Genomic DNA, 15,921 nt, shown 5'->3' on the forward strand with positions numbered 1-15,921 from the left:
ATTATCCCGCGATCTCCTATGTTCGCCGTGCATTGGTGTCCGATATTGGCGCGCCGGGCGAGAGGAAGGAGTGCCAATTGGCACAAGACGACGACCTGCCGACGCGGGCACGGACAGGGATCGACGGGCTCGACGATATCCTCAATGGCGGACTGACCCCGGACCGGATGTATCTGATCGAGGGGACGCCGGGCACGGGCAAGACCACGCTCGGGTTGGGGTTCCTGCTCGCTGGCGTGGAGGCGGGTGAAATCGGCCTGTATATCACGCTGGCCGAGACCGAGGTCGAACTGCGCGCGGTCGCCAAGACGCATGGCTGGTCGCTGGATCCGCTGGTGCTGTTCGAGATGGTCCCTGCGGACGGGTTCAGCGAAGATCACGAACAGACGTTGCTCCACCCGAGCGAAGTCGAACTCGGCGAGACGATCCGCGACGTGATGGCAAAGGTCGACGAAATCCGCCCGGCGCGGATCGTCATCGACAGCCTGTCCGAATTGCGCCTGCTCGCGCAGAGCGCGATCCGCTATCGTCGCCAGATCCTCGCGCTGAAGCACTTCTTCTCGACGCGCGACTGCACCGTGCTGTTTCTCGACGACAAGAGCGGCAGCGGCAGCGATCTCCAGTTGCACAGCATCGCGCACGGTGTGGTGTCGCTCGAGCAGACGCTGTCCGGCTTCGGGTCGCAAAGGCGGCGGCTGCACGTCGTCAAGATGCGCGGCGTGCGGTACCGCGGCGGCTATCACGACTTCGAGATCGAGCGAGGCGGGCTTCGCGTCTATCCTCGACTGGTCGCGTCGGAGCACGGCGATCCCTATTCGGACGAGGCGATGTCGACCGGGTCGAACGAACTCGACGCCTTGCTCGGCGGCGGGCTCATTCCCGGCACGGCCACGCTGCTGACCGGCCCGGCCGGCGTCGGCAAGACCACCGCATCGGTACAGTGCATGATCGCAGCGCTGAAGCGCGGCGAGCGCGCCGCCTATTTCCTGTTCGACGAGCGGTTGCCGACGTTGCTCAAGCGGAGTGCCGCGCTGGGCATGGACATGGCGCCGTTCGTCGACAGCGGGCAATTGCTGTTGCGCGCGATCGACCCTGCCGAAATGTCGCCCGGGGAATTCTCGAACGCGGTGCGTGCGGCGGTCGAGGTACACGGTGCCAAGGTCGTCGTGATCGACAGCCTGAACGCATACCTGCAAGCGATGCCGAACGAGCAGTTCTTGATCCTGCAGATGCACGAGATGCTGACCTATCTCGGCCAGAAGGGCATCGTCAGCCTGCTGATCCTCGGGCTGCACGGGATCACCGGGGACGTCCGGTCCGATGTCGACCTGAGCTATCTGTCCGATACGATCGTCCAACTGCGCTATTTCGAGGCGCATGGCGAAGTCCGTCAGGCGATTTCGGTGATCAAGACGCGTACCGCACGGCACGAACGGACGATCCGGGAGTTTCAGATCGGCAGCAGTGGTCTGCATGTCGGCGAACCTCTCCGGCATTTCCAGGGCGTGCTGACCGGCGTGCCGACATTCTCCGGTGAAGGGAAAACACTCATGGCTAGCCGGATCGGGACCGAGGACGTGCAGCGCTAGCATGCAGGATCGGGTGCTAATTCTCGCGCCGCGTGGCCGCGATGCGGCAATTGCGGCCGACCTGCTCGACAGAAACGCGATCGTTGCGACGATCTGCGACGATCAAGCGGCGTTGCTCCGACACCTCGATGTCGCGGCGGGTACGGTGCTGCTCACCGAGGAGGCGCTGACCGCCGAGGATCTCGACCGCGCTGACCGCCTGGGTGTCCGCGCAACCAAGCTGGGCGGATATCCCGTTCGTTGTGCTGACAAACGGCACCAAGACGCCGCGGACATTGCACGCGACGCAGCGCCTGCGCGATCTTGGCAATGTCGTGCTGCTCGAACGTCCGCTCCATGCCGAGGCGATGCTGGGCGCGATCCGGTCGGCGCTGACCGCACGCAGTCGGCAATATGAACTGCGCGATGTCGCGGTCACGCTCGAGCGTGCGGTCGAGGATCGTACCGCCGAACTCCGGCTGGCGCGTGAAAGCCTCGAAATCGCGCTCGATGCGGCAGGGATGGGCAGTTGGGACTTCGACCTGAAGACCGGAGAAACGCGCCGGACCCAGCGGCATGACGATATCTTCGGGTATCCGCACGGGGTTGCGCAGTGGAACCTCGACTCGTTTCTCGAGCATATCGATCCCAAGCAGCGCGACGACGTGAAGCATGCGGTCGACGAGGCCTGGCGGATCGGGACGCTCGATCTCGAATGCAGCATCGACGCGGCCGACGGGGTCAAGCGCTGGGTCGTCCTCAAAGGCCGGGTCCGCCACGATCCCGAAGGCGCGGCGGTACGGATGTCGGGCGTCATCTCCGACGTGACCGATCGCAAGGAAGCCGATGCACAACTCGCGCAGGCGCAGAAGATGGACGCGATCGGCCAGCTGACCGGTGGCGTGGCGCATGATTTCAACAATCTGCTGACCCCGATCGTCGGCAGCCTCGACCTGATGCGACGGCGGCACAAGGATGACGAGCGGACGCAGCGGATGATCGGGGCGCGCTACAGGCGGCCGAGCGCGCGGCGACGCTGACCCAGCGCCTGCTCGCGTTCGCGCGGCGCCAGGCGTTGCAGCCGCGCGCGGTCGATATCGGCGCGTTGATCGACGGGCTTGTCGACCTGATCCGTCGATCGCTCGGACCGTCGATCACCGTGGTGCTCGAAGTGCCGCGACATCTGTCGTCCGCGCGGGTCGATCCCAACCAGCTCGAATTGGCGCTTCTCAACCTCGCGATCAACGCGCGCGATGCGATGCCGGGGGGCGGGCGGCTGACGCTGTCGGTCAGTCAGTCGGTGGTCGACGACCGCAATATGGTCGGGCTCGCGGCGGGGAGTTATGTCCGGCTGACCGCGGCGGATACCGGAACCGGGATGGACCGCGCGACGCTGGCACGGGCCACCGAGCCGTTCTTCTCGACCAAGGGCGTGGGCAAAGGCACCGGGCTCGGCTTGTCGATGGTCCATGGTCTTGCCGCACAATCGGGCGGCACGCTACGCCTGACGAGCGAGCCGGGTGCCGGGACCGCAGTGGAGCTTTGGCTGCCCGCGACGACCGAGACGCCCGTCGATGCGATCGAGACCGCGTCCGAACCCGTCCAGGCGCGACAGGGCGCGAAGGTGCTGCTGGTCGACGACGAGGATCTGGTGCGCGCGGCAACCGCGGATATGCTGCGCGACATCGGCTATGTCGTCATCGAGATGGCATCGGCGAGCCAGGCGCTGTCGGCGATCCGATCGGGCGTCGATGCCGATATTCTCGTCAGCGACTACCTGATGCCGGGGATGACCGGGGGCCAATTGATCGGGGAGTTGCGATCGTCAGGCAACCGCATGCCGGCGCTGCTCGTCACCGGCTATGCGGCGGCGGGCGAGGATGTCCCCGACGACATCATCCGGCTCGCCAAGCCGTTTCGGCAGGTCGACCTGGCCGCGCGGGTCGACGAATTGCTGCGGCAATCGCCCGCGGGACGGCCGAAACTGCGCGCGGTCGACTAAGGCTGATCGCGCATTCGATTTGAGACTGCCACCTCGGCTTTCTCACCGTCATGCCGGACACGGTCCGGCCTCCACGGTCTGTAAAATCGACTGCCCCGCGCCCTGTTCTCTCGCAGAGGCGGGAGAACAGCCTGGATCCCTGCCTTCGCGGGGAAACAGGTTTGCTTACTCGAAAAGGATACTCAGCGGATCATGCGCGCGATCGTCTTGGCGGCGGCCGCGCCGTAAGGCGGTTTTAGGCCGGCGAGTTTGGCAACGTCGAGCTTCGATTGCTTGAAGACGGCGCGCGCGTGGCTGAACGTGCGGAAGCCGTCGATGCCGTGATACGCGCCCATGCCCGACGGACCGCTGCCACCGAACGGAAGGTCCTCCATCGAGATGTGGAAGATCACGTCGTCGAGCGTCACGCCGCCCGAGATCGTCCGGTCGAGCACGCGTCGGCGTTCGGCGTCGTCGCTGCCGAAATAATAGAGCCCGAGCGGCCGGTCGCGGCGGTTCACCTGCGCGATCGCGTCGTCGATGCCGTCGTAGCGGCGGATCGGCAGGACCGGGCCGAAGATCTCCTCCTGCATCACGATCATATCGTCGGTCGCGTCGCGGACGATATGCAGCGGCATCTTCCGCAAGTTGGCGGCGCCGAAATCCTCGTTGGCGGGGTTCACGACCTCGACCGTCGCGCCTTTCGCACGAGCGTCGGCGATCCAGTCGGTGAGGCGCTGGTGGTGGCGATCGTTGACCACCGAGGTGTAGTCGGCGTTGGCGAGCAGGGTGGGGTACATCGCGCTGGCCGCGGCCTTGATGCCGTCGACGACCTTGGCCTCATCCGCCGAGGGCACGAGCATGTAATCGGGCGCGAGGCAGATCTGGCCGGCGTTCATCATCTTGCCGAGCGTCACGCGTTCGGTCGCGCGCGATATCCGCCGAGGCGCCGAGGATGACGGGCGACTTGCCGCCGAGTTCGAGCGTGACCGGCGTCAGGTTATCGGCGGCGGCGTGGAGGATGTGGCGGCCGATCGCGGTCGCGCCGGTGAAGATGAGGTGATCGAACGGGAGTGCGGAGAACGCCTTGCCCACCTCCGCATCGCCCGAGACGATCGCGAGTTCTTCTTGCGCGAAATATTTGGAGGCGATCTCCTCGAACAGCGCGGCGGTGGCGGGGGTGTACTCGCTCGTCTTCGCCATCGCGCGATTGCCCGCGGCGAACACGCCCGCGAGCGGCCCGACCAGCAGGTTCACGGGGAAATTCCACGGCGCGATGATGCCGATCACGCCCTTGGGCTGGTATTCGACCCACGCCTTCGCGCCGAGCAGGCCAAGCGGGAACTGGACCGGACGGCGGTCGCGCTTCATCCACCGGTCGAGATGCTTGGCGGCATGCGCGATCGGCGCGAGCGAGGCGCCGATATCGGTCATCATCGTCTGCTCGCGACTCCGGTGGCCGAAATCCTCCGACACGGCGTCGCAGAACCGCGCGGCGTTATCGCGCACCATCGCCGCGGTGCGCTTCAGCCGATCGAGGCGGACGGCCTTGGTGACCGGCATCTCGGCCATAAACGCTTCGCGCTGGGCGGTGAGGATGGTGTGCATGTCGGTCATCGGGACATCCTAGGAATGGGGAGTTTTCAGGCATTCGAGCGCATGACTGGTGATGCTATTGATATGTCCTGAGGTACGCCGTCGGGATATCGACCGCGTACAGCAAGCCGGACAAGGCCGCGATTACAAACGCGCCGAAGACGATGCCCGTGCCGCAGAAAGCGGCCAACAGGCCGGCTCCCAACCGTTGGCTTCGGGCGTACGTCAGCCAATAGGCCGCGCACCCCAGATGCGTGAAAAGCGCGGTGATCGCGAGCAGGTAATAGGGCGCAAAAAACCAGTAGAATCCGGCGACATGAAAGCCTGCCGCAGCGAACCGAAAATCGGTGTCGAGCGCGAGCGCGATCCGCCCGTAGAGTATGGAGGCGACATGATTGAGCAGAAACGCCGACAGGTACAGACCGGAGATGGCCTGAAGCCAAGCCACGATGCCCGTTCTTCCGCGCCAGCCGCGAATGACGAGCGTGATACCACTCAACACCTGGACTGTGATCAGCGTGAGAAGGATCGGCTCCACGACCGGGTTGCGATAGACGGGGCGGATCGCGGCCATGAACGCGATATGGTCGGCCTGACCCTGCAGGCCCACCAAGTGATTAGCCATGTGTAGGGCGGCAAACGTCAGCAACACCAGGCCGGACGTTCTATGCGCGACGCGAAGCGTTGACTTGTACGGGCGGCGCGTCGTTCGATCATCACCGTTATTAAGTATGATGACGGGATGATCGCCAGTCATCGGCGACGATCAACGGCTAGGGCGCGATTGCTAATTTTCATGCCCCTACCGGCAAATCCCGGAACGCCTGGTCCTTGTCGACGCGGATTTCGCCGGGGAGGCCTAGGACACGTTCGGCGATGATGTTCTTGAGGATCTCGTCGGTGCCGCCGGCTATCCGCAAGCCCGGCGCCCACATCGTCGCGGCGTGGAACGCGCCTTTGAGCGGCGTCAGCGCGGGGTCGGATATGATGCCGTATTGATCGCCCGCCTCGATCGCGGTGTTGCCGATCGCCTGCAACTGGTTGGCGGCGACGATCTTGCCGATCGAGCTTTCGGGGCCGGGCACCTGGCCTTTCGACAGCGCGGTGATCGTGCGCATCCGGGTGTTGCGCAGGCCCTCCGATTGCACCCACCAGTCGGCGAGCGTCTGGCGGAACGCGGTGTCTTTCAGCAGCGGGCCGTCAGCGCCGTTGGCCTGGGCGGCGAAGGCGAGGATGTCCGCGGGGCCGACGCCGCCGCTCGTGCCGATCGCGAGACGCTCGTTCATCAGCGTGAACAGCGCGACCTTCCAGCCGCCGTCGACTGGGCCAAGGCGCTGTGCGTCGGATATCCGGACATCTTCGAACCACACTTCGTTGAAGCTCGACCCGCCGGACATCTGGTGGATCGGTCGAATCTCGATCCCCGGCGCTTTCAGGTCGAGCCAGAACATCGTCAGGCCCTGGTGCTTCGGCACGTCGGGATTGGTGCGGACCAGGACGATGCCGTAGTCGCTGTAATGCGCGCCCGAGGTCCAGACCTTCTGGCCGTTGATCACCCAGTCGTCGCCGTCTCTTACCGCGCGTACGGATCGCGGCGACGTCCGAGCCGCCGGCGGGTTCGGAAAAAGCTGCGACCAGATCTCGTCGCCGCGCACCGCCGGGCCGACGAACCGCCGCTTGGTCGCGTCGTCGGCATAGGCCATCACCGTCGGCACGCACATACCGAGCCCGATCGTGAAATAACTGCCGTCGACCGCGTGTTTCGCCTCTTCTTGCCCGAAGATGACGCTTTCGATCGGTGTGCCGCCACCGCCACCCCATTCCTGCGGCCATGTGATGCACGCATAGCCGCCCGCCGCCTTGCGTGCCTGCCACGCCTTCGCCTTAACCATGTCGTCGGGGTAGTGGCCCGCGTCATGCTCGGCGATGTTCGCGTCGAGCCAGTCGCGCGCGACTGCACGATAGGAGGCTTCCGCGTCGCTGTCCTTGAAGTCCATCATCTGCTCCGATCAGGCGGCGTTGCGCATTTCGAGTTGGCCGACGAGGCGTTCGCGCCATGCCGCGGGGCTGCCGGCGACGAGTGCGAGCTGGCGCGAGCGGCGGTAATACAGGTGGCAATCGGACTCCCAGGTGAAGCCCATTCCGCCATGCGTCTGGATGTTCTCCTTCGACGCGAACCAATAGGCGTCGGACGCGGCGACGCGCGCGGTGGCGGCGGCGAGCGGCAGTTCGGCGGCGCCGACGTTCAGCGCCCACGCGCCGTAATAGGCGTTCGAGCGCGCCAGTTCGTTCTTCACGTACATGTCGGCGAGCTTGTGCTTGATCGCTTGGTACCCGCCGATCTGCCGCCCGAACGCGTAGCGATCGAGCGCGTAGCCCTTCGCCATGTCGAGACAGCGATCCGCGCCGCCGAGCTGCTCGAACGCGAGGAGGACCGCCGCACGGTCGAACACGGCCTGCATCGCGGCGATGCCGTCGTCGGCGCCGAGCCTTTCGCACGGCGCGTCGGTGAAGGTGAGGCGGGCGGCGCTGCGGGTAGGGTCGAGGGTTTCGAGGACTTCCGCGGTAACGCCAGCGCCGTTTTCGACGAGGTAGGGGCCATCGCGCGCGAGGACGACGATCAGGTCGGCGACGTCGCCGTCGGTGACGGGGATCTTCTCGCCGGTGAGCTTGCCGCTGGAGACGGTGGTGCGGATCGAGCGTGCGGTGACCGGGCCGGCGCCTTCCGAGGTGGCGAACGCGCCGATAACGTCACCCGCCGCGATCCTCGGCAGCCATCGGACCTTTTGGGTGTCGCTGCCGTAGAGCATCAAGGCTTCGGCAACGAAATAGATGGTCGAGGCGAACGGGATCGGGGCGCAGGCCCGCCCCAGTTCCTCGGCGATCGCGCAGAGTTCGATATGGCCGAGGCCTAGTCCGCCGAACTCTTCGGGGATCGCTGCGCCGAGCCAGCCTTGTGCGCCGACCGCTTTCCATAAGTCCGCATCATGCGCTTTGGCGGGATCGTCGAGCACCGCGCGGACGCGGTCGCTGCCGCAATGCGCCGTCAGGAATTTGCGCGCTTCGTCCTTGAGGAATTTCTGGTCGTCGGAATAATCGAAGTTCATGCGGACTCCTTAGGCTTCGCCCAATATTCGTCGCGGAGCAGGCGCTTGTAGAGCTTGCCCGTCTCGTGCCGCGGCAGCGTCTCGCGGAAGTCGATCCGGCGTGGCGCCTTGACGTGGCTGAGGTTCGCGCGGGCGAACGCGCTGAGTTCGGCCGCGAGCTGCGCGCGGTCCTCGGTCGGGTCGGCGGGGCAGACGATCGCGACCACCTGTTCGCCCATCTCGTCGTCGGGTGCGCCGATCACCGCGACGTCGGCGACCTTCGGGTGCGTGACGAGCAAATTCTCGATCTCGGCCGGATAGATGTTCACGCCGCCCGAGATGATCATGAAGCTCTTGCGGTCGGTGAGGTAGAGATAGCCCTCCTCGTCGAGCCAGCCGACGTCGCCGAGCGTCGTCCAGCCCTGCGCGTTGGCGGCTTCCGCGGTCTTGGCGGGGTCGTTGTGATATTCGAACGCGCCGCCGCCCGCGAAATACACGTCGCCTTCAGCGCGCGGGGGCAATGCGTTGCCCTCCTCGTCGCAGATCATCGTCTGCGCGGTGAGGTTGCGGCCGACCGAGCCCTTGTGCGTCAGCCATTCCGCGCTGGAGATCGCGCAGAACCCGTTGCCTTCGGTACCCGCGTAATATTCGCCGATGATCGGCCCCCACCAGTCGATCATCGCCTGCTTGACCGGGAGCGGGCAGGGCGCGGCGGCGTGCCACACCGCTTTCAGCGACGACACGTCGTAACGCGCGGACTTCAGGCGGGAGCTTGAGCAGCCGGATGAAGTGCGTCGGCACCCATTGCGCGTGTGTGACGTGGAACCGCTCGATCGCGGCGAGCGCAGCCTCGGGGTCGAAATGCTCCATCACGACGACGGTACCGCCGACCTGATGCACCGCCATCGACCAGCGCAGCGGCGCCGCGTGATAGAGTGGCGCGGGCGAGAGATAGACCATCTCGGGGGTGAAGCCGTACAGCCCCTTGCCGAGCATCACGAGCGGCGAGACGTTGGTCCCGAACGGCTCTTCCGAAAGCGCGTGCTTGACCCCCTTCGGCTTGCCGGTGGTGCCCGACGAATAGAGCAGGATGCCGCCGGGCGAGGGATCGGCAATGGGCGTGGCGGGTTTCGCATCGCGCGCGGCTTCGTAAGACGCGTACCCGTCGATCGCGCCGTCTACGACGTAGCGCCGCACGTCATCGAGCATCGGAACCAGGGCCGCTGCCACCTCTGCGCAACCTTCGCTCGCGATCAGCACGCGGCAATCGCCGTCGCGAATGATGTACGCCGCCTCTGCCGCGGTCAGTTTCGACGATAGGCAGGTGCAGTACACGCCGGTGCGTTCGGCCGCCCACATCACCTCAAGGTAGCGCGGCGAATTGTCCATCAGCACCGCGATCCCGTCGCCGCGCTTGAGCCCGAGCGACCGGAGCAGATGCGCGCCCTGGTTCGCGCGGACGTCGAGGTCGCGATACGTCACCGTCTCGCCCGTCGCCGCCATGATATAGGCGGGCTTGTCGGGCGTCGTCAGCGCGTGCGCGACGGGGTGCATCAGACGCGCTCGATGATGATCGCCGGGGCCATCCCGCCGCCCGCGCACATCGTCACGAGCCCGCGCTTCAGGTCGCGGCGTTCGAGTTCGTCCAGGATCGTGCCGATCAGGATCGCGCCGGTCGCGCCGATCGGATGGCCGAGCGCGATCGAGCCGCCGTTGACGTTCACCTTGTCACGGTCGAGTTTCAGGTCGCGGATGAACTTCTCGGCGACCACCGCGAACGCCTCGTTGATCTCCCACAGATCGATGTCGTCGACGGTCAGCCCAGCCTTCGCCAGCACCTTACGCGCGGCGGGAACGGGGGCGTTGAGCATCAGCGTCGGGTCGTCGCCCATGTTCGCCATCGCGACGATCCGCGCGGGGCTTGAGGCCATGCTTGGCGGCGTAATCGGCGCTGGCGAGCAGCACGGCCGCGGCGCCATCGACCACACCGGAGGAATTGCCGGCGTGATGGACGTGCTTGATATCGACGTCGGGATAACGCCGGTTGATCTGCTTGCGATACGTCGTGCCCTTGTCGTCGAGCGGTATGTCGGCAATCCCGGCAAACGAAGGGCGCAACGCCGCAAGGCCCTCGGCAGTCGTATCGGGCCGCGGATATTCATCCTTCTCGAGCACCAGCGCACCGGTATCGTCGGTGACCGGCACGAGGCTGCGATCGAACCGCCCTTCGGCGATCGCTACCGCGGCACGGCGCTGGCTTTCCAGCCCAAGCGCTTCGAGCGTTTCGCGGTCGATCCCTTCGATACTGGCGATCGCGTCGGCGCAGATGCCCTGGTTCGATTGCGGATGCGCCGCGTCAAGCCTGGCGTTGCCCGAGCCGATCCCGAGCGGGCGCTTCCCCGCGGCCATGTCGTCCTGCATCATCGTCGTGGTCAGCGACATCATCTCGGTGCCGCCGGCAATGACGAGGTCTTCCATCCCGCTCATGATCTGCGCCGCGGCGAAGTTCACCGCGGTGATCCCGCCGCCGCAGAACCGGTCGAGCGTCGTCCCGCTCGCCTTGACGTCATAGCCCGCATCGAGCGCCGCCATCCGCCCGAGATCGCCGCTCTGTTCGCCGCGCTGAGTCGAGGTCGACCAGATGATGTCGTCGACATCGGCGGTATCCAGCTTGTTTCGCTCGGCAATCGCCTTCAGGACGGTCGCGGCGAGATGTTGGGGGTGCATGTGCGCAAGCGCGCCCTTGCCGGTCTTGCCGATACCGCGCGGGGTACGGACGGCGTCGATGATCAGTGCCTCGGCCACATCGCTCTCCTGTTGCACCCGCCGGTTCGGTCGTGGTGCCTGAGCCGGATTGCGTCCGGCTTCGGTACGACGTAACATTCGTTATGGGGAATGGCTTGTCAAGCAGGGTATTGTTGGAAGACGGGGCGACACCACGCGCTGATCTGGCGCCGCGCGACTGGTTGGAAATCGGCTTGCAGTTGCTGAAGGACGGCGGGCTGCGTGCGCTGAAACTTCGCGGCCTGGCGCAGACGCTGGGCGCATCGACGGGGAGCTTCTATCATCACTTCAAGGACTTCGACGGATATCATGCGGCGCTTGCCGGGTATTTCGTCGAAGCGCATATCGATCCGTTGATCGCCACGCTGTCCGCGTCGGGGCTTCCGCCGGTCGAACGGATCCGTGCGTTCGCCGACCACGTTCGCGACCACGACATGGCCCAGCTGGCCTTGGCGATGCGCGCCTGGGCGAAAAGCGACGCGCGGGTGGCGGCGGCGATCCGCGAGCATGACGACAAGGTAATGGCGTTCCTCGTCGAGCAACTCGTGGCACATGGGTTCGAGCCGGTTGAGGCAGGGATTCGGGGTTACGCGCTCTTGGCAATCGGGCTTAGCCAGGTCGCTGCGGCCGAAGAGATCGAGCGTAGCGTGTTGCGTGAGGGATTGCTGACCCTGCTGTGCGAGCGCTAGCGTAGCGAACTGACGCGACTCCGTAAAAAGCGGAGCGTGAACAAGAGGATGCGGGCATGCAGACGTATGACTACGTAATTATCGGCGCGGGCTCGGCCGGCTGTGTGCTCGCCGCGCGACTGACCGAGGACCCCGATGTGAGCGTGCTGCTGCTCGAGGCGGGCGGGCGCAACGACGGCGTGCTCGTGCGGATGCCCGCGGGCGTCGGCGAACTCATCAAGAGCAAGAATGCGAGCAACTGGGGCTTTTCGACCGAGCCCGAGCCGCATCTCGACAATCGCCGCCTGTGGTGGCCGCGCGGCAAGGGGCTGGGCGGCAGTTCGTCGATCAACGGCATGATCTACACGCGGGGCCATCCGCAGGATTACGACGAGTGGCGGCAGATGGGGCTGCCGGGCTGGTCGTTCGACGACGTGCTGCCGTATTTCAAGCGGCTTGAAGGCCATCATCGCGGTGAGTGCGATCTGCATGGCGGCGGCGGGCCGCTGACGATCTCGGGCGGCGAGTCCGATAGTCCATTCTACGACGCACTGGTCGAGGCGGGACGGCAGGCGGGCTATCCGGTGACCGAGGATTTCAACGGCGCGAGCCAGGAGGGGTTTGGGCGCTACGACCTGACGGTGGCGGACGGGAAGCGGTGGAGCACGGCGGCGGCGTATCTTCGGCCGGTGTTGGGGCGGCGCAATCTGACCTGCGTGACGGGGGCGCGGACGACGCGAATTCGGATCGACAAGGGGCGTGCGGTCGGTGTCGACTATGTGCTCGACAAGGGCGCGCGGGCAGAGAGCGTGACCGCGACGCGCGAAGTGCTGTTGTGCGCGGGGGCGGTGCAGTCGCCGCACATCCTCCAGCTGTCGGGGATCGGCGATCCCGATCGGCTGACCACGGCGGGGATCGGCGTCGTGCATGCGTTGCCCGGTGTGGGGGAGAATCTGCAAGATCATCTGGACGTCGTGATGAACTGGAAATCGCGCGGGCTGCGGACCGGGTACGCGATGACCAAGGGCGTCGGGATGATCGGCGTCGGGCTCAATTACCTGTTGCGCGGCAAGGGGGCGGGGCGGCAGCAATTCCTCGAGGCGGGCGCGTTCGTGTCATCGCGCGAAGGTCTGTCGCGGCCCGACGTGCAGATCCACGCGGTGCTCGCGATCATGCAGGATCACGGCAAGGTGAAGGCGACCGAGGATGGCTTCACGCTGCATCTGTGCCAGCTGCGGCCCGAGAGCCGAGGCCGGATCGGGCTGCGCTCGGCGGATCCGTTCGCCGATCCGGTGATCGTCGCCAACTATCTCGCGACTGCGGAGGATCGGCGGGTGATGCGCGCCTGCGTCGGGATCGGGCGTGATGTGGCGCGGCAGGCGGCGCTTGATCCGTACCGGGCGGGGGAATTGTCGCCGGGCGAGGACGTCCGGACCGACGACAAGATCGACGCCTGGGTAAGGCGGACCGCGGAGACGATCTACCACCCGGTGGGGACGTGCAAGATGGGCACTTCGGACGATAAGCTGGCGGTGGTCGATGCGACGTTGGCGGTGCGCGGCTTGCAGGGTCTGAGGGTGGTGGACGCGTCGGTGATGCCGACGTTGATCGGGTCGAACACCAACGCACCGACGATCATGATCGCGGAGAAGGCGGCGGACATGATCAAGGGACGGCAATTGGCTCGGGCGGCTTAAGCGTCAGGTTCCGCGACACCGAGCACTACCTCCGCTCAATAGATACCACCCCGGCGGAGGCCGGGGCCCAATTGGAAAGGTCGCAGTAACGGAGCACGGACCTCAGTTACCAACGTCCCCCAATTGGGCCCCGGCCTCCGCCGGGGTGGAGGTTGGTACCCCGCGCACGTGTCCATCCTCACCCATCGCCGTCTTTGTGGTCCTCTCCCAAAGGAGCCCGCGAACGCCCGGCCGTGGGAAGGGTGGGGCCATCTTTACCGCGGCGCCATCCGGATAGCGCCATCCAGCCGCACGTCTTCCCCATTGAAATACCCACATTCGATCATCGTCAGCGCCAGCGCCGCAAACTCTTCCGGCCGGCCGAGGCGCTTCGGAAACGGCACCGATGCGGCCAGCGCATCGCGGACTTGCTGCGGGGCTGCGGCCAGCAACGGGGTGTCGAAGATCCCCGGCAGGATCGTGTTGACGCGGATGCCCTCGCTCATCAGGTCGCGTGCGATCGGCAGCGTCATGCCGACCACGCCGGCCTTCGAGGCGGAATAGGCGGCCTGGCCCATCTGGCCGTCCTCCGCCGCGGCGCTCGCGGTGTTGACGATCGCGCCGCGCTCGCCGTCCTCGCCGGGTTCCAGAGTCAACATGCCTGCTGCCGATTTGGCGAGGCAGCGGAACGTGCCGACCAGGTTGATCTGGATGATCCGATCGAATGCATCGAGCGGGAAATGCTTGATCGAGCCGTCCTGCTTCGATCGTCCCGCGGTCTTCGCCGCATTGCCGGTGCCGGCGCAATTCACGAGGATTTGCTCCTGGCCGTGTGCGGCGCGTGCCGCCGCGAGCCCGGCATCGACGCTGTCGTCGGACGTCACGTCGACCTTGCAGAACACGCCGCCGATCTCGTCCGCGAGCGCTTCGCCCTTGTCAGCCTGGAGATCGAAGATCGCCACCTTGACGCCCTTGGCGGCCAGCGCGCGTGCGGTGGCGGCGCCCAGGCCCGATGCGCCGCCGGTCACGACGGCAGCCTTGTTTGCGAGGTCCATGCATCTCTCCTGTCAAAGCCCCGAGATTCGTGTCCCGGTTGCAGAACATTAGTTATGCCCGTATCCTGGGCTTGCCAAGCCGGCATGTCGCTGAGGATCCGCCGATGAGCCACGCCATGTTGCAGAACGCCAGCCCGCACTGGCTCCCGCGTCAGCGAAAGGGCGCGCTCGATCACATCCCAGGCAATTACGGCCTGCCATTCGTCGGCAACACCTTCAAGTTGCTCGCCGATCCGATCGCGTTCTCGGAAGACATGGCGGCGCGGTACGGCCCGGTGTATCGCAATCGTGCGCTTGGTGGCACCGGCGTGAACCTGCTCGGGCCCGACGCGAACGAACTGGTGCTGTTCGATCGCGACAAGATTTTCTCGTCCGAACAGGGCTGGGGACCGGTGCTCAACCTGCTGTTCCCGCGCGGTCTGATGCTGATGGACTTCGACAAGCATCGCGCTGATCGGAAGACGTTGTCGGTCGCCTTCAAACCGGAGCCGATGCGGCATTACGCGACCGAACTCGATGCCGGGATCGAGGCCGCGGTCGGCGGCTGGGCCGGGCAGACCTTGCGCTTCTATGACGCGGTCAAGAAGCTCACGCTCGATCTCGCCGCGACCAGTTTCCTCGGCGTGCCGCTTGGCGCGGAGGCAGACCGGATCAACCAGGCTTTCGTCGACGAGGTCCAGGCGAGCGTCTCTCCGATCCGCAAGCCTTGGCCCGGCACGCAGATGCGCAAAGGCGTGCGTGCCCGCGCGTATTTGGTCGACTTTTTCGAGCGCGAAATACCCGCACGGCGGACCGGCGATGGCCAGGACTTCTTCTCACAATTCTGCCGCGCGACCGATGACGACGGTGCGCCGCTGACCGCGCTGGCGATCGCCGACCACATGAATTTCCTGATGATGGCGGCGCACGACACGATCACCTCGTCCGCGACCAGCCTGGTCATGCTGCTCGCGCGCAACCCGGAATGGCAGGAGCGGCTACGCGAAGAGGTCGTCGCGCTCGATCCGGATGTGCCGCTGACCGAGCAACTAGATCGCCTCGTCCTCACCGAATACGCGTTCAAGGAATCGCTGCGGATGATGCCGCCCGTCCCGTCGATCCCGCGGCGCGCGCTGAAGGATTTCAGCTTCGGCGGGTTCGATATCCCGGCGGGCACGAGCGTGAACACCGGTATCACCTATACCCACCGGATGGCCGAGCATTGGCCCGATCCCGACAAGTTCGACCCGCTCCGCTTCACGCCCAAAGCGTCGAAGGGCCGCCACCGGTTCGCGTGGGTGCCGTTCGGCGGCGGCGCACACATGTGCATCGGGCTGCATTTCGCGACGATGCAGATGCGGCTGCTGATCGCGCATCTGCTCACGCGCTACCGGATCGAGGCGGCGGCGGGCAGCGGCGATGCGTGGCAGGTCTTCCCGATCCCACGCCCGAAGGATGGTTTGCCGGTGACGTTCGTACCGCTTGCCACCTCGTAATAGTGTGTCATCTTCGCGCGGTTCATTCGAAG

Annotated in this window: 11 protein-coding genes and 3 pseudogenes; 6 read left to right on the top strand and 8 right to left on the bottom strand. The window is 65.9% G+C overall.

The genetic code is table 11. The annotated features are described in order from the left end of the window. Positions 1-77 precede the first annotated feature (77 nt). Positions 78-1,589, top strand: a complete 1,512-nt coding sequence (locus QP181_RS00205; protein WP_333927181.1) for an ATPase domain-containing protein — start codon at positions 78-80, stop codon at positions 1,587-1,589. Positions 1,590-1,605: 16 nt separating this feature from the next. Here QP181_RS00205 and QP181_RS00210 read toward each other — a convergent pair whose 3' ends face one another. After that, the gene (locus QP181_RS00210; protein ID WP_333927182.1) at positions 1,606-1,851 is read right to left on the bottom strand and encodes a hypothetical protein; all 246 of its coding nucleotides are present in this window, start codon (positions 1,849-1,851) and stop codon (positions 1,606-1,608) included. On the opposite strand from QP181_RS00210, the gene QP181_RS00215 reads away from it, so the two are divergent. Continuing rightward, on the top strand, positions 1,832-2,608 hold the full coding sequence (locus QP181_RS00215; protein ID WP_333927183.1) for a PAS domain-containing protein: 777 nt from the start codon (positions 1,832-1,834) through the stop codon (positions 2,606-2,608). The genes QP181_RS00210 and QP181_RS00215 overlap by 20 nt on opposite strands. A 35-nt stretch (positions 2,609-2,643) precedes the next feature. Next, complete coding sequence (locus QP181_RS00220) at positions 2,644-3,570, top strand: ATP-binding protein (RefSeq protein WP_333927184.1); 927 nt, start codon at positions 2,644-2,646, stop codon at positions 3,568-3,570. A gap of 182 nt (positions 3,571-3,752) precedes the next feature. Here QP181_RS00220 and QP181_RS00225 read toward each other — a convergent pair. The 6 genes and pseudogenes from QP181_RS00225 to QP181_RS00250 all read right to left on the bottom strand — a co-directional run bounded on the left by QP181_RS00225 (position 3,753) and on the right by QP181_RS00250 (position 11,036). Then, positions 3,753-5,157, bottom strand: a pseudogene (locus QP181_RS00225) (coniferyl aldehyde dehydrogenase). A gap of 64 nt (positions 5,158-5,221) precedes the next feature. Continuing rightward, on the bottom strand, positions 5,222-5,902 hold the full coding sequence (locus QP181_RS00230; RefSeq protein ID WP_333927186.1) for a succinate dehydrogenase/fumarate reductase transmembrane subunit: 681 nt from the start codon (positions 5,900-5,902) through the stop codon (positions 5,222-5,224). A 37-nt stretch (positions 5,903-5,939) separates the two neighbouring features. Next, positions 5,940-7,142 (bottom strand): acyl-CoA dehydrogenase family protein, encoded by a 1,203-nt coding sequence (locus QP181_RS00235; RefSeq protein WP_333927187.1) that lies wholly within the window; start codon positions 7,140-7,142, stop codon positions 5,940-5,942. A gap of 12 nt (positions 7,143-7,154) precedes the next feature. Further along, the gene (locus tag QP181_RS00240; protein WP_333927188.1) at positions 7,155-8,252 is read right to left on the bottom strand and encodes an acyl-CoA dehydrogenase family protein; all 1,098 of its coding nucleotides are present in this window, start codon (positions 8,250-8,252) and stop codon (positions 7,155-7,157) included. Further along, positions 8,249-9,785 (bottom strand): annotated as a pseudogene (locus QP181_RS00245) (acyl-CoA synthetase). Before QP181_RS00245 ends, QP181_RS00240 begins: the two are co-directional and overlap by 4 nt. Continuing rightward, a pseudogene (locus QP181_RS00250) lies at positions 9,785-11,036 on the bottom strand (acetyl-CoA C-acetyltransferase). The pseudogenes QP181_RS00245 and QP181_RS00250 overlap by 1 nt, the downstream one beginning before the upstream one ends. Positions 11,037-11,131: 95 nt before the next feature. Between QP181_RS00250 and QP181_RS00255 the strand changes: the two are divergent. Together QP181_RS00255 and QP181_RS00260 are read left to right on the top strand one after the other, a co-directional pair. Beyond that, positions 11,132-11,704, top strand: coding sequence for a TetR/AcrR family transcriptional regulator (locus QP181_RS00255; protein WP_333927189.1), 573 nt, complete (start codon positions 11,132-11,134; stop codon positions 11,702-11,704). 56 nt (positions 11,705-11,760) lie between these two features. Continuing rightward, positions 11,761-13,380, top strand: coding sequence for a choline dehydrogenase (locus QP181_RS00260; RefSeq protein WP_333927190.1), 1,620 nt, complete (start codon positions 11,761-11,763; stop codon positions 13,378-13,380). Between the two features lie 254 nt (positions 13,381-13,634). On the opposite strand, the gene QP181_RS00265 is transcribed toward QP181_RS00260, so the two are convergent. After that, complete coding sequence (locus QP181_RS00265) at positions 13,635-14,414, bottom strand: SDR family NAD(P)-dependent oxidoreductase (RefSeq protein ID WP_132897604.1); 780 nt, start codon at positions 14,412-14,414, stop codon at positions 13,635-13,637. Positions 14,415-14,518: 104 nt separating this feature from the next. On the opposite strand from QP181_RS00265, the gene QP181_RS00270 reads away from it, so the two are divergent. Then, complete coding sequence (locus QP181_RS00270) at positions 14,519-15,889, top strand: cytochrome P450 (protein WP_333927191.1); 1,371 nt, start codon at positions 14,519-14,521, stop codon at positions 15,887-15,889. The last annotated feature ends 32 nt before the right edge of the window (positions 15,890-15,921 follow it).

This window comes from Sphingomonas sp. LR55 (genome assembly GCF_036856015.1).
Taxonomy (GTDB): Bacteria; Pseudomonadota; Alphaproteobacteria; order Sphingomonadales; family Sphingomonadaceae; genus Sphingomonas.